The following is a 21,046-nucleotide window of genomic DNA, read 5'->3' as shown; positions in this document are numbered from 1 at the left end:
GAGCGATTCCGAGTATAATGGACAAGTATATGTAGAATGTTCGGTGGCAATCTGTATGTATAGGTAAAACGAAAATCGTGTAGAAGAGGTTGAAAATGACAGCATTTAAAGAATTAAGCAAGGAAATTACAATGGCATTAACTAGCTTAGGCTTTGACACACCAACAGAAGTACAGTCGAAGGTCATTCCGATTGCACTTGAGAAAAAAGATCTGGTCGTCAAATCGCAAACAGGCAGCGGTAAAACAGCCGCCTACGGCATTCCGCTCTGCGAACTTGTGGAATGGAACGAGAATAAGCCGCAGGCTTTAATCTTGACACCAACTCGTGAGCTTGCCGTTCAGGTTACAGAAGATATCACGAATATCGGACGGTTCAAGCGAATTAAAGCGACAGCCCTATACGGGAAATCCCCTTTTCATATGCAAAAAGCTGAACTAAAGCAAAGAACACATATGGTTGTTGGTACGCCAGGACGTGTTCTCGATCATATTGAGCGCGGCACACTTGCATTGGAACGGCTTGCTTATCTCGTGATTGATGAAGCTGATGAAATGCTGAATATGGGATTCATCGAGCAGGTTCAAGCGATCATTCAAGCCCTGCCAAGTGACAGGGTCACGATGTTATTTTCCGCCACCTTCCCTGAGGATGTAGCCAAGCTGTCACGTCGTTATATGGACAACCCTGCGCAGATCGAGATCCAAGCAAGCGGGTTAACGACAGCAACGATTGAACATTCCCTTATTGAAGTGAGAGAAGCTGACAAGCTGGCCTTGCTGCAAGATGTTCTTATTGTGGAGAATCCGGACAGCTGTATTATTTTCTGCCGGACACAGGAGAATGTCGATAAGCTGTTCCGGGCGATGGCTGAGCTCGACTATCCTTGCGACCGTATCCACGGCGGTTTGGAGCAGGAAGAACGCTTTGAAGTGATGAATGCGTTCAGAAGAGGTCAATTCCGTTACCTCATTGCAACGGATGTTGCGGCCAGAGGTATCGACATTTCGAACATTACCCATGTTATCAACTATGATTTCCCGCTTGAGAAGGAAAGTTATGTCCATCGTACAGGCCGCACAGGTCGTGCCGGTAAGAACGGAACGGCTATTACCTTCCTCGCACCTAACGACGGCAGACGTCTAGCCGACATTGAAGACTATATTGGATTTGCGATTCCGAGAGTGAAAGCTCCTTCCGAAGAAGCGGTTGACCGCCGCCGGGAAGATTTTGAACGCAAAATTAATGTTGGGGTTGAGCTAAAAAAAGATCGGCGCGAGCAGCTGAACAAGCAGATTATGAAGCTGAACTTTAATGGCGGGAAGAAAAAGAAATTTAGAGCTGTAGACTTTGTGGGGACCATAGCTAAGCTTGAAGGGGTAACCGCTGACGATATTGGGATCATCACCATTCTCGACCATGTGACCGATGTTGAGATTCTGAACGGCAAAGGATCGCTTGTTCTGGAGCTTATGAAGAATACAACGGTTAAAGGCAAGCAATTAAAGGTTCGCAGAGGAAATAAATAATAAAAAGCCGCTATAGCTCTATGTTGACTGACATAGATCTTAAGCGGCTCTTTTTTACATAACGCGAGGACGAAGGGTCTCTCTTTTTTCACCAAATACACGTTGCTCCAGATCTTCAAGGCGGCGTTTAACCATAAAGTAATCGAATGCTTCTTTGTCCTTCATCAATTCTTTATGTATATTCGCCAGGTCTGCCTCAAATTTCACAATCAGTTCCTGCATCCGGCTGTAGTCCTTAATAATCTCATCGAGGAATTCGTCAACCTGCTCTTGGTTGTAGCCTCTCATCTTCTTCTCGAACTGCTTAGCATGTATCGTTTGCGCCGTTAATTGAATACCGTAATGAACCAACTCGCTCATTTGTATGAATGCTCCTCTCAGACCTTAAAAAATAACATTGAATGATTTCTAATCTATATAATACGACGAAATTCGACTTTCTGCAAAGCGGAAGCATTAACGCATGAAAAAGGACCGCCCTTCGCATCCCGCGTCAGGCCGTCCATATAGGTTCTTATTTATTTCAAGTAGAAGACTTCCCTTAAAGGTTTGATCGGTTCAGCTTCCTTGAAATCGAAGGAGCCTTCCACCATTTGTGAGGTGATTGCATTCCAGCGATTGCATGGTTCGCTCTTAGCGATAATGCTAAATGCCTTCTCGACATCATCACATTCGAAGCAGTAGAAAAACTGGTTGCCATTTTGAAAAATCGAATAATTCCGAAATCCTGCACGTGTGTGCTCTTCCATAATTTCTGGCCAAGGTGCCAGATGCATAGCTATGTATTCCTCAAGCAGTTCCTCTTTGATCTTCCAAGTCCAAGCAAATTTATTGCTGTTTTCCATGTGTTTCCTCCCACTCCTCATGAAGACGTTTTCAAGAAATGCTGACAGGTTCAAATATAAATTATCCAGAGAAAGGTGTAAAGAGAAGATTTTTCACGAGATATTCCGTGCGGACAGCGGGCAATCTAATCTCGCCACAAGATGTAGGCGCCATTCTATCGCAGGGAGGAATGAAATTTATGTCGCATAATAAACGACGGTCTTTCCAAGGTAAAATGCATGCACTGCAATTCAACTCATTAGAAGCTGAAAATAATGTGGCGGGCTCAACAGACCGGAACCGCAACCAAAAAGGTCATGTTCCGAACAGCCCATCTACAGGCTAGACATCCGTAATATGATGCACAAATGGCCGGACCATCTTGCTCGTCAAGGTGTCCGGCCACTCCTCTTTTATTGATAATCGATCACTTCGCTCCAATTCATTCTGCCGTAATAATCAGAAGCAACGGTCAGCTTGGGAATCCAAGTTAACGGACGCCTAGCTCGATCTCCAACATATTTTACCTCAGCAGAGCCTTGTCCAGATTGAATCCAAGTGAGAACCCCATTTTTCGCCAACGTTGGCGCATAATCTCCATATCCATCAAGCGAACGGGTCAGATTTTTTTGTTTGCCAGATTGAAGATCTGCACGCACTAATATAGGCAGCGTTCTATCTTCTTCATCACTGGACCAATCCGCTTCTTTCCGTCTGGAGACGATGATCGCTTCATCACGGTCCCATGTAAAATCATTATCTGCATATCCGGAAGGAGTTATGACTCGTTTGTTCAGTGAGGCGATGTCTTTGACAATCGTCAGCTTCTTATTCGAGGTCGCTTCCCTTCCCGTCCCCTCGATGAAGGCTAGTTGCCCGCTAGTTGGAGCCCACTCGAACCAGTTCGTATAAGCAAGCATCTGCCCGGCTTTCAGAAAGCTCTTCCCATCTGTAGATAATAAGACCAGTGTATTCGCATCCGCAGACAACGAAGCTGTTGGCTTAGCAATAAAGGCGATCCATCTTCCGTCAGGTGACCATTTGAACGGGCTTGTCTGTACGGCGAACCAATCATCCGATTGGGTTGGCAATCGATAAAACAGCTGTTTCACCCAAGCGCCAGAAGCATCTTGTTTCAAGATGTACAGCTCAACAGCTGACCATTGACCGTCAGGCATGAGTTCTGCGGCCGTCGAGACAAGAAGTCCGCTGCCATCCGGAATCCATGAAAACTCGCCTACATTGTCCATAATTCGATCCTGTGAGTGATCTGTTGGCTTTTCTGCCGAGACCACACTTAGGTATCTGCCTGATAATACCGCTAACCGATGACTATGTGGATCCCACTTCGTATCATTGCCCTCTCCAATTTTGCGCATACCGCCTGTTGCCGCTTCGTATGTCCAGACTTCGGGTCTATTCTCATCCCGGAGAAACGTCAGCCATTTGCCATCACTCGACCAATTCGGATAGCGGATATATTCCCCTTTTGTGAGCGGTTTTTGCACTTCCTCGATGGCAAGCCACAGATCATTATTCCGTATAAAAGCAGCCTGCAGCGCTTCCTGCTCGCCTTCTGCCGCCACGTCTGTTGAAGTGAACGCTTGTAAACCAACAACAGTAATGCTAAGCAGGAGTCCCATTAACCTTCTTCTCATGGCATACTCTCCATCCCTTCATCTGCAAAACGATCAACGTGCTGCAATTTGAATACAATTTCCTCAGGCAATTTCTTCGACATACTTGGGACATCCCGATGCTTATACTCAATAAGCTCGGAAGAATAAACGGATACAAAGACGCGTCCGCTGCCTGCAAATGCTCGAATAAGAACAGGCTGGTTATATTCATTCCGAAATACGAAATCCGGCCCATCCCAGCTGACGGTTGCATCACGTCCAGGCATCACATAAGGAACATGACGGCTATGAGAATACCGTTGGACAATCTTCAGACCAGCGCTGTCAATGGCATTAAACAAGGTTGAGGATACTTGGCATATGCCCCCGCCTACTCCTTCTGACAACTCTCCCCTGACAATAATCGGTGCACTCAAATAGCCTTTTTCCACCGTTCTCTGTCCTACGATTCGATTAAACGAGAAGGTCTCTCCAGGGAACACCACAACATTCGAAATAGCCTTAGCCGCAAGTGAAATATTATGGGAGCGATTCTTATTGTTGCTATTGTAGTAAGTGACGTAATGACCAATCGGCTTCTCTTTAATGCTGGCAAGTAATTCACTGTCCACCTTTGCATGAACTTGAGCAAGAGGGACAACAATGTTAGAGGGCTCATTATTGAAAAAATAAGCGTAAAATAGCTTCGCAAATTGATCATGATCGAGCATATAGCCCGGCTTCTCAGGAACGATATTCCCTCGATCAGCGATATAAGCGTTAGCCGGTGGAATGTTCACGATTTTCTCCAGCTTTTTTTGCAGCTGGTTATATTTCGTAATGTCCAAGAATGATGTCCCCGGTAACCCGTAGTCTTGCCTTTCTATAGAAGCAAGCTGCTTTCCTTGATGTTCAATTGTTAATTGGCCAGAAGTAGTTATTGGCGCTACTGGCTGCTGCAGCAGGATAGCGAGGCCAGCTATCCATATTCCGTTCAATCCCATTCCTCACTTCTCCTATCTTCACATAAGCGCTATTACAGCCGTGAATAATAATGGACAAGGGATAGTATGGTTCGCTAACGCTTCAATTATTTTGAAATAGGAGGATATTATGTTTATTCGACTTAGCCGCAGCCTATCTGCCGGTCTGATCATGCTCATTATGAGCCTTGCTTGGTTACCGGAGGATATCCTCCATGCGAGGTCTGCGTTACTGGCAGAAGCAAAGAACGAGTCAGGTCTCGTATTATCCGTCCGAACAAGCCCAACTGCCCTTTTCGAGAACCATCAGCTCATCACGGATCCCGATATGATGAACGCTGTTCAAAATCCGAATTGGCAGCTAACAAGCGAAGTACCACGCTTTAGCGATCTGTATGTGAACGAGCAGCGCTTAGGCGCCCCGTTGCTTCGTCTCGATACGAGCGGCCAGTTGTGGGACGAAACCTACAAGAAGAGGCTTGAACTGCCCAGCAAGGCGGTTATGAAGCTGAAACAAGCTGCCGACGCCCTTCACCAGCAGCATTACGGTAAATTACTGGATTGGCAAGAGGCAGAGAAGCTCTTTTCCCGCAAGTCGATCTTTGTGATTAAGGATATGGAGACAGGTTTGACGTTTCGTGTGCAGCGCAGAGCCGGACATGATCATGCCGATGTCCAGCCGGTTACGAAAGCAGATACGGAAGTAATGAAACAAATTTATAACAAGGGCTGGACCTGGGATCGGAAAGCAATTATAGCTGAGAAAGACGGCAAACAAATCGCTGCCTCGATGAATGGGATGCCCCATGGTGGAGACGGGATTCCGGAAAATGGATTTTCGGGACATTTTTGCATTCATTTCCTGAACAGCTCCACGCATAAATCGGATGCTCCGGATTTGCCACATCAGCTCATGGTATATAAAGCCGCGGGAATGTTGAGAAATTATTTTGCTGACTCTTCCCCTCTTCAGTTAGGTCAAAGTCTCATTGAAGCCCTGCATCATGACGATTCGGAGATGGTCCAGACACTAACAGAAGGGTTGTCCCAGGAGCAGTCTGCAGCGCTGCTGCAGCACAAACAAGATTGGAGCTCCATCAGGCGGAAAGATGGCCGTGAGCTGCCTCAAGAGGAATCGCTGCTCTCTGATGTTCAGCTCGAAGCCGAAACGATGCATATAACCCGTGGTAAACGGCTGCTGCAAGTACAATCTCATTTCGTGAGAACAAGTCCGATTAGTCCCTGGGAGCTGAAGGAATTAAATCTCTCCTAACAAATAACGACCACCTCCCTTCCCTGAGTAAGAAGGCGGTGGTCGTTATTTGTTTTTAGTGGCCCATATGCATATTCGGGTTAGCCATATTTGGATTAACCATGTTCGGACTTACCATATTCGGATTAGCATTGTTTGGACCAACACTGTTTGGGTTTACCATGTTGGGCTGAACATTTGGCTGTGCATTACTTTGAGCGGGTGATTGGTTAGCAGGCAGATCCATGTACGTTTTGTGGCAATACATATTAGAGATACGTGGTATAACAACTGTTTCGCCATGTTTTAGTGATTTTGGACTGGAGAGGTGGAGATTAGCTTCTTCTAAGAGTGTGTTTGGAATATTGTACGCATGGGCGATTTGCTCCATCGTATCTCCTGCCTGCACTTGATGATGGGCGTAATAGTAATTGCGGTCATCTTCCCGGATGAAAGGAGAGAAGAATGGCGAGAAGAAGAAGAACGGGAACAAGAAACGGCCTGGGAAGAACGGATGCGGGAATGGCCGGAATGGAGGACGGAATCCGCCGTGAAAGCCACCACCACCAAAACCACCGCCACCAAAAGGAACAAATCCACGATTATCCATTGAGTTACCTCCGTTACATAGTCATTTGACTATATAACTTATTGAATCATGGGCCAAAAGGTTCCTCTCTCCCAGCAAGTTGTTCTTATAACTTCTTGTAATCCTTCTTCATAATATTCATCACAAGACTTGCCCACTTGGGATTTGCCGGGCAATATTTTCTTGCTATCTTATCTATCGTTGTAAATCCTTTGTCTACATAGTTTTTGGCCAGCAGCTGTCCAAACTTGCGGACACTATCTCCCTTCGTCTTGAAGGAAAATGCCCTGTTATATTTGTCACTGTCGATTGCATTAAGACCAAACAGATTATTTTTCTTCTTCGCGAGTATGCTCTTCCCGTTACCGCTCTCCAGCTTCATAACCGCTATAGTGAAGTACGCGTTAATGCCGTATTCCTGTTCAATGTCGAGAACGGCTTTCTCTAATCCGTGGTCTGCAAGAGCTGTTTTCTCAAATAACTTGGCGATATGCTCTTCCGTCAATCCGGAATCTGACTCAACGGTGGATGTTGGTTTCTCTGGATCAGACGGCTCTGGAGTCTGTGACGGTTTAATCTTTAACGTATCGTTAAGCGGCAATTCTGCCACTATTGTATTCGCTTTCGCTAATACTTCCGGTGCTGCTGCAGCCACAGTGGCTACGGCCCCACTCTCTTCCATCTTTTCCGCATAACGCCCATGGACAAAGCCTTTATCCTTCAACGCAAGCCATCCATTATCTAATGTTTGACCAACCTCGATCGTATCACCTTGCTTAAGTACTTCGATAATATTGGAGTTTGCATCCGGCTGTTCGCGGACATTGAGATAAAACGCGGTTACTTCATATGTATGAATCGATGGTTCTTGCACAGAGGGCGGCGCGATCGCGCTATGTATTTCGAGGGAGGAATTCGTAATAGGCTCCGACACTTCTTCTTGCAGGGCTGGCTGAACCAAATCCGTTGTTTCCGGTAATTGCGGTGAGAACAGCTGCAAGGTCTCACCAATGATAATATTGCCGTCCGTAATTGTCAGAAGACTTGCCGATAAGTTGTCTGTCACATCAGCTGAGACTTTATTTGAAGGTAGAAAACGCGTGCCTAAGGTCATGAACAAAGCTATACAAAGTACATAAACAAGCACTTGACGATTTAGTTTTGTATGCATCGTTACACCTCTTCCATCGTTTTGTAAATCAGACATACCTGTGTTTCGGTATAGGTTAGATTGTACATAGGAGGAATTGAAAAACGTGTCAAATATCCTGTGCGGGTTTCTTGTTTCTTTGTCGGACAAAAGAGTTGGAATTTGGCTGAAAAAGAGGATTATCGACAAATGCCGTCCATTCTAATCGTTTGATCAGTAACTTACCCGAAAAAGCTACGCCAATATGACCCTATACGAGCAAATAAGGTAAATAAAAACAAAAGAAAAACAAAAGAACCGCACAACTGTGCGGTTCACTAGCCTTAATTGTATTATTCTTCCGACTTGTGCGGTTTGCTGTGGATTCGAAGATACTCCTCGATCTGCTCCGGAGTCCATGTTGTACCTTGCAGCAGTTGACCGCTCTTTGCTTCATCAATTAATTCAAGCAGCCATTCCTTCTCCGTCTCACCAAACTTCATGATTCCCCGGATCATCATAACAGATCCTCTTGGAAGGATATCGCCTTTGAAAGCAAGGACGGCTTCCATTCGTTTAATGCGGTTCTCGCAAGCGTCCAGCTGCTTCACCAACAGCTCTACAACTTGCTCTTGCTCTCCATGACGCACGAAGGGCAAGGATAAAAATACCGGATGCTGAGGATAAGATACCTCGCTGAACTGATCGTACAGCAGCTTATGGAAGGCAGCTCTCCCTCTCTCCGTAATGCGGTAAATCGTCTTATCCGGGCGATTGTCACCCGGCACCGTTACGATCTCCGCTGCTTCAATCAATTGCTTATCACGCAGTTGATCAACCGCATAATACAAGGAGCCATCCCGCAGCCTGAAGCTTTCATTCCAGTTCCGCTGCTTGATGGTTTGTCTGATATCGTAGGGATGTCTGTCTTTTTCCATCAGAAGCCCAAGAATTAACAGCTTCATTGACATCATCCCTTATCTCCCTGAGTAGGATGGTTTCGGCTTGCCAGCCTCATCACTGGAAGGTGCTGCCTTTGGTGTTGGCGATAATTCGAGACGCGAACGGCCCATAAGAATCGCGAATACGAAAGCTAAAATTGGCAGCAAGACGTTCCATTGGAAAATAAACAGGATAGAATCGGACAAATTGCCGATCAATACGTTGATAAAATCTGCTGGCAGACCCATTTTCGCTTGTACGGTTGGATCAAGCAATGCCTGACCGCCTTTAATTTGAGCAGCCATATCAGGGTTCATATTTGGTACATCTTGCAGTGAATTTTGGAAATGCGACTTCTGCATGGTACCAAATACGGTAATGCCGAGAGCAGAACCAATGGTACGGAAGAAGGTAATAAGCGAAGACGCCGATCCTTTATATTGCGGTGGAACGGAATTCAACGTCGAGATATTTAGCAAGGAGAAGGATACACCAATTCCGAGACCAACAATGACCATAAACACGGTAATCAAACCGCGGCTGGACGATGTGTCCATCACATAGCCAAGCAGGTAGGTTCCCACCATAAGAATGATGGACGATACGATCATCACATCACGGAACCGGAATTTATTTGCAATCCGGCCGCCAACCTGTGCGCTGACTACAACACCAAGCATCATCGGCGTAAGAACCGTACTTGTGCTTGTCGCGGACAAATGGAATACGCCTTGCATGAACAGTGGAATATAAGTAGCAACGGCAAGCATTATGCCGCCATAGAGCATGCTTATCATCATACTGCTTGTGAACAGCTGTTTCTTGAATAAGTGAAGCGGAATAATCGGATCTTTGGCCGCTTTCTCAACAAAGAGGAACACGATGGCAAGAATACCTGCTCCGGCAAGCAGAGAGATCGTTTTAGCCGAATCCCAAGCCCAGCCATCTGTACCACCAAGCTCAAGGCCAAACATCAGAAGCAGAACGGCGGCCATCAGAAGAATAGCACCAGCCCAGTCAATGACTTGCTTTCGGTGATTTTTCGATTCCTGATAACCTCTCATTATGAAGATCAACGACAAGATGCCGATCGGTACATTAATGTAGAAAATCCAGCGCCAGCTGATATTATCCGTAATGGCACCGCCCATTATTGGGCCAAATACGCTGGAAATACCAAATACGGCACCAAACAGACCCATCATTTTGCCACGTTTCTCCGCTGGGAACAGATCAAAGATAATCGTAAATACGATTGGCATAATAGCACCGCCGCCGATACCTTGGATCGCACGGTAAATAATGAGCTGATTCATATCTGTAGCTGTACCACACAGGATTGAACCAATGAGGAAGAAAATTAAACCTGAGATGAAGAAACGTTTGCGTCCGTACATATCGGATAGTTTACCGAAGATTGGTGTTGCCACCACCATCGCGATCATATAAGCGGAATAAACCCATACGAATTTATCCATCCCGCCAAGCTTCTCAATAATCTTGGTCATAGCGGTCGAAACGATCGTCTGATCTAATGCCGACATGAACAGACCAAGCAGCAAGCCCGCAATAACTAATTTGACACTACTTTTTTTCGCGTCCATAAGAACTTCCCTTCTTTTATCAATTAGCCGTACTCAAATTTGAATACCCTTCGCCTATTATACTCAAATTTGAGTATTAATCAATCTAAAAATGTTTAAAGGTTTTGTAAGTCTTCTGGTGTATAATGGCAAGGAGATCTTTAGATAAGGTGGGATTACATATGTCTTATTTATCATTAAGTACTTGGAGCCTTCACCGGAAATTAGGTCCACTTCGCTGGACTATTTGGAATGAAGAAACGGGCGAGCACAACACTTCTGTTCAGGAACAGCCATTGATTCACACGCTGCTTGAGCTCCCAGCAGAAGCGGCAAGGCGTGGTTATCAGGCAGTTGAAGTATGCCACTTCCACTTCCCTTCAACGGAACCGGCATACTTGGCGGAAGTCAAACAAGCTTTCGAATCAGCTGGCTTGTCCTTCGACACCCTGCTGCTGGACTATGGTGATATCACTTCATCAAATGATCGCCGTGTAACCGCCGATCTGTCGCTAATTCGAGAATGGATTGATATCGCTTCCCTTTGCGGTGCCAAGCAAATCCGAGTAGTAGCTGGTGAAGCATTGCCGACGGATGACGAGGCAATCTTGGCATCAGCCTCAAGACTGTCAGAGCTGTCTGCTTATGGACGAACAGTTGGAGTTAAGGTTGTAACAGAAAATTTCAAGTCACTGACTTCAACCGGAGCGAGCTGCAAAAAGTTGTTTGATGCCTGGGGTGAGCATGCCTCGACCATTACAGACTTCGGAAACTTCCATGGCGCTCATAAATATGAGGAGCTTGCACTCACAACACCATTAAGCGTATCCATTCATGTGAAGCCTCAATATGATGAGAACGGCTACCCGGATGAAACGGAGCTCCGCAAATGTCTGGATGCCGTCTCTGCAGTCGGATTTAACGGAGCTTTCGTACTGATCTACGATGGCCCCGGCGATATGTGGGAAGGCCTCGAGCGGGTGAAACGAATTGCTTTATCTTACATCAGAGCTTAAGCACAAAAGCAAAAAAGCGATGCTCCCTGCATCGCTTTTTTGCTTTTTTCATCTCTTACTGATTTCTCAGTAGATTTAGCATAAGGGGAACTCAACCTCGCCTCAAAATAAAGAGGGTAATGGCAGACGGAGCAATTCGAATGATTCTGGAGAAGCGAAGATTATGCTTACGATGTAGCTTTCTTTCAGAAAGCTTAAAGCGTTCGCTTTTGCTCGGGATTCCAACCTTCTTGGTTAATTCACAGGAATCCCCGAGCAATGGCGATCGGAAGAACATTCGAATTCGTAGTTTGCTGTTTAGCCTTAATATAAATTCATTTCAGCTTCCGAAGCTTTGCCGAGCGTGTACTACTCATGCTTGGAAAGAACTTATCGTTCTGCTTCTTGAACAGATACTGGCAATAGTCCATCATAAGATGATCGGATTTTCGGTGAAGCGGCTTAAGAAGCTCATGCTTGAATATGTGTCGGCCCGGAGCGCTATTCGCTTCAAAAATCCATACACGTCCATCCTGATCAACGCCAAGATCAATGCCTAGATCACCGAGCTCATGCCCATATCCTTTTTCCAGCACATACCCGATACGTTTCGATACCTTTTTTATTTTATCCTCGATAACGCCTGCTCTCTGCCTGAATACTTCATTTAATACATAAGCCCCTGTCTTAATCCAGCCGCCATGAGTCGTAATTTTGCTGGGATGATTGATATTAGCCCCGATGGCTGCAACCACCCATTCGTTCTGGCCATTCTTATTAAGCTGGACGCGCAAATCAAAGAAATCTTCTCCGTAACGCTTCAGCTCCACACCTTGTTGGACCAAGTAGGACGACAGCTTCGGAATATGATTGCGAATCAATTGCGTCAGGGAGGAATATGGCTTACTGACCTTCGTCTTACCAAATATGGCTTCGCAATAGTATGGACGTGAGCTTGATCTTCGGCTGATTTTATATATGCCCTGGCCACCGCTTCCTTTAAGTGGTTTGAGGAAGACGGAGGTTGAGTTTTTTAATAGTTCCTCGATTTGATGAATGGACGGAGAGATATGCAAGAGCGGCAAATGTGCTTTCAATTCTGGATCATTTGATATAAACGTATACATGTCGTCCTTATTGAAGTATTTATGATTAAAGATGGTACTTCGCGTATGGTAGACATACTCGAAGAACCGTTTATACAACGGCATACTATAGAATTTTTTAGAGATAATTTGGTTGTAGATGACGTTCGGGAATGGAGCGGTTGCCTTATGCCACCGCATTCCTTTACCAGACCGCTGCAGGAAGCTTCCGCTAACCTTCCGACTCCTCCACTTAATATCCTGCGGCCTGAACTTATAGAGCAGCATTGGACGTCCTGATGTATGGGACTGCAGAAAATGATTGCTGACCTCTTCAAATTTCGGGCTGCTGACAACTACGCCAACGACCGGCCCGAGTCGAATAGATTTTTGATTATAGTAAGCATATAGCTTGCATGGTTTCGGAATAGCTAGCTTAGCTTTATGCGCCTTGGATAACACGATTTTTGGCGTATTACTATTAATCGGGATCACATTCGCTTGTATCGCAAGATGCCCAATATTCACTTTTATCGTTGTAGAGGCAATTAATCCCCATTTATTCATAAGACTTCGACTTATGGCCACTTGATTCATGCCTTGCTTGCTGTTACTAGAAACTTCCACAAGGGCTTCATTATACAAAGGCGATCCCCCTCTTCCCCTACTATCATTAAAATATGGGGCAGAAGTCTATCGGACACGGTCAATGCCTAATTTTAATAATTTTTATAAGGTTAAATAATAAACTACGCATTCAAATGTTCTTCCAACCGCTGTTGCTCGAGTATTCCTTGAACAAGTTAGAAGTGGTCGGAATCCTCGAGCAAAGGCGGACGCTTAAAGCTTTCTGTAAGAAAGCTACTTCGGAAGCTTCGGCTAACGCTTCTCCAGAATCATTTGAATCGCTCCGTTTGGCTTTAACCATTCTAAACAATTATTCAAATTAATAACAAAAATAAAACCGTACGAGATTAAGTCCCGTACGGCCTCTTTTTTATCTAATCTTTCTTAAAACCGGATGAGTGCGCAGCAATGATATTGTCCATTTGCTTATTCCACTCTTCATCTTCCGTACAACACTCCGGGTGTGCTTCGAACCATTCAATCGTCCGCTTGATGCCTTCTGCAAAAGGTACAGTAGCCACAAACTCTGGTACCAGCTGCTTGATCTTGCTGTTGTCGAACACAGCGCTGACGGCTTTGTCACCCAGTAATCCTCCAACAAGCTCTGGATCATACGAGATAAGGAATTCGGACGAAATATGTACAAGATTAGGCTTTACGCCGGCAGCAGCACCAATCGCATCATAGATCTGGTCCCAAGTAAGCACTTCATCTGAAGTGATATGATAAGCTTCACCAATCGCAGACTGCTGGCCAAGCATGCCTACAAAACCTTTTGCAAAATCGCTGTTATGCGTCATTGTCCATAACGATTGGCCGTCTCCATGAACGATAATTGGCAGCCCTTTACGCATACGCGCAACAAGTGACCATGGATGAGGCCAGCTGTTCAGCGAGGCAGGGATCATTGTATCGCCGTATGTAAACGAAGGGCGGACAATGGTTGCCGGGAAGCCGGCATTCGCATACTCTTTCATCAGCAGCTCTTCACAGGCGATTTTATCTCGTGAATATTGCCAGTATGGATTTTCAAGCGGCGTAGCCTGCTCGGTTATGATATAATGCTTCAGCGGCTTCTGGTAGGCAGATGCAGAACTGATAAAGATATATTGCTTCGTACGTCCCCGGAATAGTTCAATATCAGTCTGTACATGTTCCGGTGTGAAAGCGATCCAGTCGACAACAACATCAAACTCATAACCGTTTAGTGCTGCTGCAGCAGATTCCTTATCGCGGATATCTCCTACGATAATCTCTGCACTTTCCGGGACTAGAGCTTCCCGATTACCACGGTTAAACAAATAGAGCTTAATACCTTTCTCAGCAGCAAGCTTCGATACCGCCTGGCTGATTAAGCCAGTACCTCCGATAAACAATACTTTCATCTGAACATCGCTCCCTTCAATGAACAGTTTAAAGCTTTAAAGCAACAGGAGCAATATTTACGGTATAATAGAAAGATAGAACAGAAGAATAGGAGACAAGTTATGGACATTGTACAAATTCCCCTAGCCATGATTGACGAGGATACGGACCAGCCGCGTTATCAGTTCGACGAAGAAGCACTTGTAGAGCTGATGCGCAATATTGAAGAAATCGGTCTTCTCTCTCCCATCAAAGTAAGAACCATTGAAGGCGGACGTTATAAGATCATTTATGGCAACCGTCGATATAAAGCATGCAAACGCCTTGACCTGCCAGCTATTCCTTGCATTGTGACGAGCATGACCGATGAGCAGGATATTTATATGGAGCAAATCGCGGAAAATCTCACTCGGCAGGGCTTTTCTCCAATTGAGGAAGCTGAAGCCTTTAATAAGCTGATGACAGATCCGAAGTTTAACCGCTCAGTCAAATTTCTGGCAAGTAAATTCGGTAAACCGGAATCCTACATAAAAAATAAATGTGAGCTTCTGAAATTCAGCAATGCCGTTCGCAAGCTAATTATTGGCGGTACAGAAATTCGCAAGGATCGTTTGACCGAAGATCAATTACTGCCGCTTAAGGATTTACCGATGGAGCATCGTGATCCGCTGGCGTTAATAATGGCCAAGGATGAAATGCCGCCAAGTGATGTGAAGAAGATCGCTAAGCTTTTCAAGGACAAAGATATTTCGGCCTCCACCAAGGACAAGCTGTTATACAAATCTGGTCCTGGATTGCTTGAAACCTGGTCAATCCAACAGAGTAATAAGGCTGAAAAAGCTAAACCTGCGGAACCAAAGCCTCCAAAAGGTGAGAAAGCAAGCAAAAGTGAGTCCACAATCGAGATTCCGGCAGTTTCGGAAGAAACCATTTCTACACCAGTAAGCCCTTACGAGGCCATGGATAGGAAATTGAATCAACTGCTGGCAGCCCTGCCTGCTTTCACTCCTTTACCGAATGAAGCTGCTTTATCCTTGCAGGAGATGGATGCTGAAGAAAGAGCTGTGCTAATCCGCAGAATGGATGCTGTATTAGAGCAATTGCGCTGTCATACCGAAGAATGGGATAAGCTGAAATCCATCGCAGCAGCTAATTAATTGGACACACTCCGCTTGATCTGCCCCGCAATCCAAATCAGGATTGGACAGATGATCCCAAAGATCATCGCATAATACGGCCAAATACGGTAGCTTGTAAGTATTACAGCCGTGTTTGGCCATAATACTCCCGCAATTACATACGCCATCAACCCCAGCGGTATTAATAACGAGCGATAATTCACCAATTGGAATACCGCAGCGAGCCCCTTTGCACTTACGTACATCAGCAAAGACAGTCGGAAAAAAATCGCAATAAACCAAACAACAGACACTGCAACTTCAAACCGTTCGAAGAAATCGCTGAAGCTTATGGTCCGTACGACAAAATAACTCGAAAAAGTTAAGGTTGATACTACGCCCTGACTAAGAACCGCAATTACGATCAGTGTTACATACATAAATAAGGCGCCTGAAAACAGCGAGCTCTTCATAACGATGTTCCTCCATTTCTCCGGCTGAGTAGTGAAATAGAGGAACAATACACTCTCGATGTATGGGAAAGCGATGTTAGTAAACGAGGCATGCACAATCGGTTTCCAGCCAAACTCGAATACCGGCAGCAAATTAGAAACCTTTGCCGTCGGAATTAATGATAGGTAGCCTAAAACAAGCAGAGCCATCACGAGGAAAAATAAAACCTCAGCCGCACGACCAATGCTTGTAACACCGCAGTATACGACGTAAATCACAGCCCCAAGCATCATGACAAATATAGCTTCCATCGGAGTTTCCGGCATAATGACCGTAGTAATATATTCACCCAGATCTCGCAGGGAAAGGCTCATGATCAGGAAAGGAAACATTAGAGTAAACAACAGCAAGAACAGCTTACCGAACCATTTGCCGAACAGAGTCTGTATATACTGCTCAAACGGAACACCATTAAGGTGCTTCACAATTCTTGTATAGACCATAATCATCAGCAATTGAATTACTAGAACAAGGAACAAGGAAATCCAGGCATCTTGTTTAGCAATAGAGGCGAGATTGGATGGCAAAACCAGAAATGCGCTGCCCAGCTGATATAAGATAAACCACATCGTCATCTGCCGGCTCGTAAGCTTCTCGGAATTCATGTATGCCATGCCTCCCTTCTATGACTTTAGTCTAGCTAAGCAGCCTGGATACAAATGTCTCAATAGGCTTGAACATCATATCGATTCCCATCATCGGGCTGGGCAATTTCACCTCGAACTGCTTCAGCAAGACAAGCGATACGCCAACAGCCAGAAAACAAGAGCTGATGGCTATGTCACGGATAGCCCGCCGCTTCAGCAAGGCACGATATTGCAAATAAGCCCCCATCAGGAATAGCAGCAAAATAATCATGTTCACCACCCGTACTGCCCCTCTCATTATTATGGCTGCTTGTGAATGGTATTGATTATTTTACCGGTCTTGTGCAGCTCGCTCTTAACGATAACCTCAACCTTCAGCTCATTCTTAAACACTTCCGGCCATTCCGTCTTCCACGCTTGCCATTGTCTTGGATATTTCTCGTGGAAATATTCCCCAAACCCAAAGATGTCCGCTCCAAATCTCTGCTGGACATAAGCAATGCTATCTTCAAGCGATTTCTTCTGATCTTCTCTTACCGCTTCCTGCAACTGGTAAAATACTTGTTCATCTGCTAGCTCAGCCTGGCAGTGATACTCTCCAATGTTTGCCTCGCTCCGCAATTCAACCTTAATGAATGGTTTCCCGTTCTGAATAGAAGGAGTTATCTTGGCCTTTGATTTGTATACTTCTATCACAAAATTCCCCTTCGAGTCTGGACAAGGGATATGGCCCACGGTATTATGCACATTGTTCGTAATATAGCTGTAGCTCTTGCTATTCGATTCATTAAGCCATCCAACTATCCGATCATTTAGCAGAACGCCGATCCCGGTATATTTGTACTCTGCCAAAGAAGTTGGCTGCTTGACATTATCCATCTTCATCCCTTTTTTTCGATTGCCAATAATAGTAATGCCTGTCAGCACGGGATCAATGCCATCCTTTGTCATCTTTTGCATCATATTAACAACGTTAACGGCCGAAGTAGGGGCCCAAGCATGCTCAGACACTTTAAGCGACTTATACAGATCCATTGCAGGCAGCACTTCCATTGGCGTAACAAAAGCAAGAATATCCTTCGCTGAACAGCCTTTCGCAATCGCCATGTAAAAATCCGGGCGGACCTCATGATCCCGAAACAAAAAGTCGAGTGGAGTATGAATTCCCCTCTTTGCAACCTCTTCATTGATAATGACGATTCGCATATGCGACAGATACATTCTTCTGGAAGCTTTCGTCGTAATTTTGCGAAGCGCTTCAAAGATCGTTGGAGCATGCTCCGAGAAAATAATAGCTGGCGAACGCTGGCCGGTAGATCGATTTACCGACATCTGTGACGGATCAGATACTTGGACTGTTATTTCATATTGGTTGTCCACCCAATCTATACCCATAGCAAGCACAACGGAGATGGCATTCAGTTCCCGCCGATTCCAGCAGCCCGATAAGAACATAACCATAATCAGCATGGCCGTTATTACAGCTCCGATCCGTGTGAAGGCATTCATGATGACTTATCCTGCTTCGTTTGTCCTTTCGTAGACCTCCAGTACGGCATACGGAAAATGGCATCGTTCTGATTGCTCGCATGAAACGGTGCTGCTGGACTTAAATAAGGAATGCCAAAAGACTGCAGATGGCTAAGATGTACGACAAGTATAATGATGCCGATCGTTAGCCCGTAAATGCCAAACGAAGCCGACAAGGCCATAAACAAAAAGCGGATGATCCGAATCGGAATTGACATCGAATAAGCTGGAATGACAAAGCTGGCTATGGCCGTAATCGCTACAATAATCACCATTGCGGCCGATACAATGCTTGCTTCTACAGCAGCCTGGCCAATTACAATCGTTCCAACAATGGATACGGCTTGTCCAATCGTTCGCGGCATTCGAATGCCCGCTTCTCGTAAGATTTCGAACGTTCCCTCCATCAGCAATGCTTCAATAAAAGCCGGCAGAGGTACGCCCTCCCGCTGAGCCGCAAGACTGAGAAGCAGCTGTGTCGGCAGCATATCCTGATGGAACGTGGTAAGTGCGATATAAGCGGACGGCACAAGTAAACATATGGCAAGTGATACATATCGAAGCAACCGAATCAAAATGCTGTACAGAGGCTGTTGATAATAATCCTCGGCCGATTGAATAAAATCGATGAATAATGCGGGAGTCAGTATAACAAACGGGGTACCGTCGACGAACAGCGCAACCTTCCCTTCCATGATGCCGGCAGCTATCGTATCCGGCCGGTCTGTATTGTAGATCGTCGGGAAGATTGTCCGCTGCTTCTTTTCATGCAAAATTTCTTCCAGGTACTCGCCTTCGAGCACACGGTCCTGCTTGGAAGCTTGCAAACGGCCGATAAGCTGGCGAACCAGCTTAGCATTAGCCAAGCCATCCATATACATGACGGCCACATCCGTTTTCGTCATTTTGCCGACTTTAAGCGTGATCAGCCTTATTCTCTTGTCTTTCACGCGGCGTCGAACTAATGTCGTATTGGTGCGCAACGTCTCTGTGAAGGAATCTTGCGGTCCACGCACAACGGCTTGAGTCTTCGATTCTGTAATTGAACGATCTTCCCAGCCCGGCATCGCAACGGCCAGTCCTTCCGGATCCCCATCCAGCATAATCAATAAACTGCCGGAGAAGATCTGCTCCAAGGCAGTTTCAACCGTGCGAATCGGGCTCACCTCTCCAGCAACCAAGACATGCTCTCGCAAAACATTGAGATTAACTGAATCCAGCGGTGTTCGATCAAGCAAAGCGGTTATAACACCATTCTGAAGTTCATTCTTGTCAACCATACCATCTAAATAAAAAATCGCAGTCTTCCGATTGTTCGAAATGACCAATTCACGAACGATAAAATCCGAGCTGTAACCCATGATTAGCTTCATTCTCTCCACATTTGCCTGCAAGAGAGGCGCGAATTCACCTGTTGTCATAACTCCCCCTCCTTCCTGCTTACTATGCGCGGTCCGGATCCGTTCCCTTGGTTTCCACTCCGAACAATAAGATCGTTAGTGCGCCTATCACAATCGCAATAAAGAACACGACAAACACGTAGGTTATCGATGTACCTTTATCAATCAGCAACCCAACCAGATAGGGACCAATAATTCCGCCAATCCGCCCGAAAGCTGCGGCAAAGCCAACCCCAGTAGAGCGAATGCTTGTTGGGTACAACTCAGGTGTATAAGCATACATCGCTCCCCATGCCCCAAGGTTAAAGAATGACAAGAAGATGCCTGCAGTCAGCAGCATCCCGGCTGTAGTAGCATTGCCAAACCAAATGGCACAGATGGCAGTCATAAGCAGATAGACGGCTAATACCCCTTTCCGCCCTACCTTCTCGATCAGATAGGCGGCAGTAAAGTAACCCGGAAGCTGTGCTAGTGTAATGATCAATACATATTGAAAGCTTTTAACCAGCGTATATCCTTTCATAACCATCACGGTAGGTAACCACAGAAACATCCCATAATAAGAGAACACAACCGTAAACCATAAGATCCAGAGCGTAATCGTCGCCCGTTGATATCTAGCAGACCAGATCGATGCCATACGTTCACTAAAGGTCAGCTTCTTCTTCCCTGCCTGCTCCTTATAACGCGGCGAATCCTCGATCGCTCTTCTTAGAAACAAAGCATATATCGCTGGTACAGCGCCAATAACAAGCGCCATTCGCCAGCCATAGTGCGGAATAAAGAAGTAGGAGATTAATGCTGCTAATATCCAGCCACCTGCCCAGAAACTTTCCAGAAGGACAATCGCCTTTCCTCTTACTTTCTCCGGTACCGATTCCGATACCAGCGTAGAAGCAACCGGAAGCTCTCCACCTAATCCAAACCCGGCAATAAAGCGCAGAATGCTTAGTACGAGTAGATTGGGGGCAAGTGCGGACAACCCGCTTGCCACGGAAAACAAAAGCAATGTCCACAGTAAAACAGCTTTTCGGCCATATCGATCGGCGAGTGATCCGGATACAGCTGCGCCAAATGCCATCCCCGTAGAATTAATTGCAGCGAGCAGTCCGATCTGCTGTGCGCTCAGGTTCCAGTCTACGCTTAGCGCTGCTGCGATAAACGAGACCAGCCCCACATCCATGGCATCAAACAGCCAGCTGAATCCGGCGCTTATTAGCAGCTTCCGGTTTTTGGGTTCACGGAATAAAGTAGTCTCGCTCATGTTGATAGTTCCTCCAGCTTTTCAATACTTACAATGTGCCCTGGATTGAATGCCATTATGTAACAACAGCACAAAAAACGGCCATCTTATCGGAGAATAAGATGACCGTTT

The 21,046-nt window shown here is 45.7% G+C and carries 20 protein-coding genes; 5 read left to right on the top strand and 15 right to left on the bottom strand.

What is annotated here, in order from left to right; translation table 11 throughout:
• The first annotated feature begins 95 nt into the window (after positions 1-95).
• Positions 96-1,529 carry a DEAD/DEAH box helicase gene (locus AC0YNT_RS07280; RefSeq protein WP_475803956.1) on the top strand — a complete coding sequence of 478 codons (1,434 nt, stop codon included), beginning with the start codon at positions 96-98 and terminating at the stop codon, positions 1,527-1,529.
• A 54-nt stretch (positions 1,530-1,583) separates the two neighbouring features.
• On the opposite strand, the gene AC0YNT_RS07275 is transcribed toward AC0YNT_RS07280, so the two are convergent.
• On the bottom strand, positions 1,584-1,889 hold the full coding sequence (locus AC0YNT_RS07275; protein ID WP_167274183.1) for a DivIVA domain-containing protein: 306 nt from the start codon (positions 1,887-1,889) through the stop codon (positions 1,584-1,586).
• Between the two features lie 158 nt (positions 1,890-2,047).
• On the bottom strand, positions 2,048-2,374 hold the full coding sequence (locus tag AC0YNT_RS07270) for an L-rhamnose mutarotase (RefSeq protein WP_475803955.1): 327 nt from the start codon (positions 2,372-2,374) through the stop codon (positions 2,048-2,050).
• 179 nt (positions 2,375-2,553) lie between these two features.
• Here AC0YNT_RS07270 and AC0YNT_RS07265 point away from each other — a divergent pair, with 179 nt between their 5' ends.
• Entirely contained in the window at positions 2,554-2,700 is a 147-nt protein-coding gene (locus AC0YNT_RS07265; protein ID WP_165930719.1) for a hypothetical protein, read from the top strand.
• A gap of 67 nt (positions 2,701-2,767) precedes the next feature.
• On the opposite strand, the gene AC0YNT_RS07260 is transcribed toward AC0YNT_RS07265, so the two are convergent.
• Both AC0YNT_RS07260 and AC0YNT_RS07255 read right to left on the bottom strand, forming a co-directional pair.
• Complete coding sequence (locus AC0YNT_RS07260) at positions 2,768-4,012, bottom strand: hypothetical protein (protein WP_475803954.1); 1,245 nt, start codon at positions 4,010-4,012, stop codon at positions 2,768-2,770.
• On the bottom strand, positions 4,009-4,977 hold the full coding sequence (locus AC0YNT_RS07255; RefSeq protein WP_475803953.1) for a VanW family protein: 969 nt from the start codon (positions 4,975-4,977) through the stop codon (positions 4,009-4,011). Before AC0YNT_RS07255 ends, AC0YNT_RS07260 begins: the two co-directional genes overlap by 4 nt.
• A 109-nt stretch (positions 4,978-5,086) precedes the next feature.
• Between AC0YNT_RS07255 and AC0YNT_RS07250 the strand changes: the two genes are divergently transcribed.
• Positions 5,087-6,229, top strand: coding sequence for a hypothetical protein (locus AC0YNT_RS07250; protein WP_475803952.1), 1,143 nt, complete (start codon positions 5,087-5,089; stop codon positions 6,227-6,229).
• Between the two features lie 55 nt (positions 6,230-6,284).
• Here the strand turns inward: AC0YNT_RS07250 and AC0YNT_RS07245 are convergent, their stop codons facing one another.
• The 4 genes from AC0YNT_RS07245 to AC0YNT_RS07230 all read right to left on the bottom strand — a co-directional run bounded on the left by AC0YNT_RS07245 (position 6,285) and on the right by AC0YNT_RS07230 (position 10,472).
• Entirely contained in the window at positions 6,285-6,818 is a 534-nt protein-coding gene (locus AC0YNT_RS07245) for a LysM peptidoglycan-binding domain-containing protein (protein WP_475803951.1), read from the bottom strand.
• 85 nt (positions 6,819-6,903) lie between these two features.
• Positions 6,904-7,968, bottom strand: a complete 1,065-nt coding sequence (locus tag AC0YNT_RS07240; protein ID WP_475803950.1) for an SH3 domain-containing protein — start codon at positions 7,966-7,968, stop codon at positions 6,904-6,906.
• A 311-nt stretch (positions 7,969-8,279) separates the two neighbouring features.
• Positions 8,280-8,891 (bottom strand): PadR family transcriptional regulator, encoded by a 612-nt coding sequence (locus AC0YNT_RS07235; protein WP_475803949.1) that lies wholly within the window; start codon positions 8,889-8,891, stop codon positions 8,280-8,282.
• Between the two features lie 12 nt (positions 8,892-8,903).
• Positions 8,904-10,472 (bottom strand): MDR family MFS transporter, encoded by a 1,569-nt coding sequence (locus AC0YNT_RS07230; protein WP_475803948.1) that lies wholly within the window; start codon positions 10,470-10,472, stop codon positions 8,904-8,906.
• A gap of 161 nt (positions 10,473-10,633) precedes the next feature.
• On the opposite strand from AC0YNT_RS07230, the gene AC0YNT_RS07225 reads away from it, so the two are divergent.
• Entirely contained in the window at positions 10,634-11,467 is an 834-nt protein-coding gene (locus AC0YNT_RS07225) for a sugar phosphate isomerase/epimerase family protein (RefSeq protein ID WP_475803947.1), read from the top strand.
• Positions 11,468-11,781: 314 nt separating this feature from the next.
• Here the strand turns inward: AC0YNT_RS07225 and AC0YNT_RS07220 are convergent, their stop codons facing one another.
• Complete coding sequence (locus AC0YNT_RS07220; protein ID WP_475803946.1) at positions 11,782-13,176, bottom strand: YheC/YheD family endospore coat-associated protein; 1,395 nt, start codon at positions 13,174-13,176, stop codon at positions 11,782-11,784.
• A 356-nt stretch (positions 13,177-13,532) separates the two neighbouring features.
• On the bottom strand, positions 13,533-14,543 hold the full coding sequence (locus tag AC0YNT_RS07215; RefSeq protein ID WP_475803945.1) for an SDR family oxidoreductase: 1,011 nt from the start codon (positions 14,541-14,543) through the stop codon (positions 13,533-13,535).
• 102 nt (positions 14,544-14,645) lie between these two features.
• On the opposite strand from AC0YNT_RS07215, the gene AC0YNT_RS07210 reads away from it, so the two are divergent.
• The gene (locus tag AC0YNT_RS07210; protein WP_475803944.1) at positions 14,646-15,680 is read left to right on the top strand and encodes a ParB/RepB/Spo0J family partition protein; all 1,035 of its coding nucleotides are present in this window, start codon (positions 14,646-14,648) and stop codon (positions 15,678-15,680) included.
• Here the strand turns inward: AC0YNT_RS07210 and AC0YNT_RS07205 are convergent.
• The 5 genes from AC0YNT_RS07205 to AC0YNT_RS07185 are packed head-to-tail and all read right to left on the bottom strand — an operon-like array spanning position 15,677 to position 20,935.
• A complete protein-coding gene (locus AC0YNT_RS07205) occupies positions 15,677-16,759 on the bottom strand; it encodes a GerAB/ArcD/ProY family transporter (protein WP_475803943.1) in 1,083 nt (360 codons plus the stop codon). The two genes, AC0YNT_RS07210 and AC0YNT_RS07205, sit on opposite strands and share 4 nt — an antisense overlap.
• 31 nt (positions 16,760-16,790) lie before the next feature.
• Entirely contained in the window at positions 16,791-17,039 is a 249-nt protein-coding gene (locus AC0YNT_RS07200) for a hypothetical protein (RefSeq protein ID WP_475803942.1), read from the bottom strand.
• A gap of 2 nt (positions 17,040-17,041) precedes the next feature.
• Entirely contained in the window at positions 17,042-18,250 is a 1,209-nt protein-coding gene (locus AC0YNT_RS07195; protein ID WP_475803941.1) for a Ger(x)C family spore germination protein, read from the bottom strand.
• Positions 18,247-19,692, bottom strand: coding sequence for a spore germination protein (locus AC0YNT_RS07190; protein ID WP_475803940.1), 1,446 nt, complete (start codon positions 19,690-19,692; stop codon positions 18,247-18,249). The genes AC0YNT_RS07195 and AC0YNT_RS07190 overlap by 4 nt, the downstream gene beginning before the upstream one ends.
• Before the next feature lie 22 nt (positions 19,693-19,714).
• Positions 19,715-20,935, bottom strand: coding sequence for an MFS transporter (locus AC0YNT_RS07185; RefSeq protein ID WP_475803939.1), 1,221 nt, complete (start codon positions 20,933-20,935; stop codon positions 19,715-19,717).
• Positions 20,936-21,046 lie beyond the last annotated feature (111 nt).

Source organism: Paenibacillus sp. J22R56 (assembly GCF_056269375.1).
This window is presented reverse-complemented; position numbering and strand designations above follow the sequence as displayed.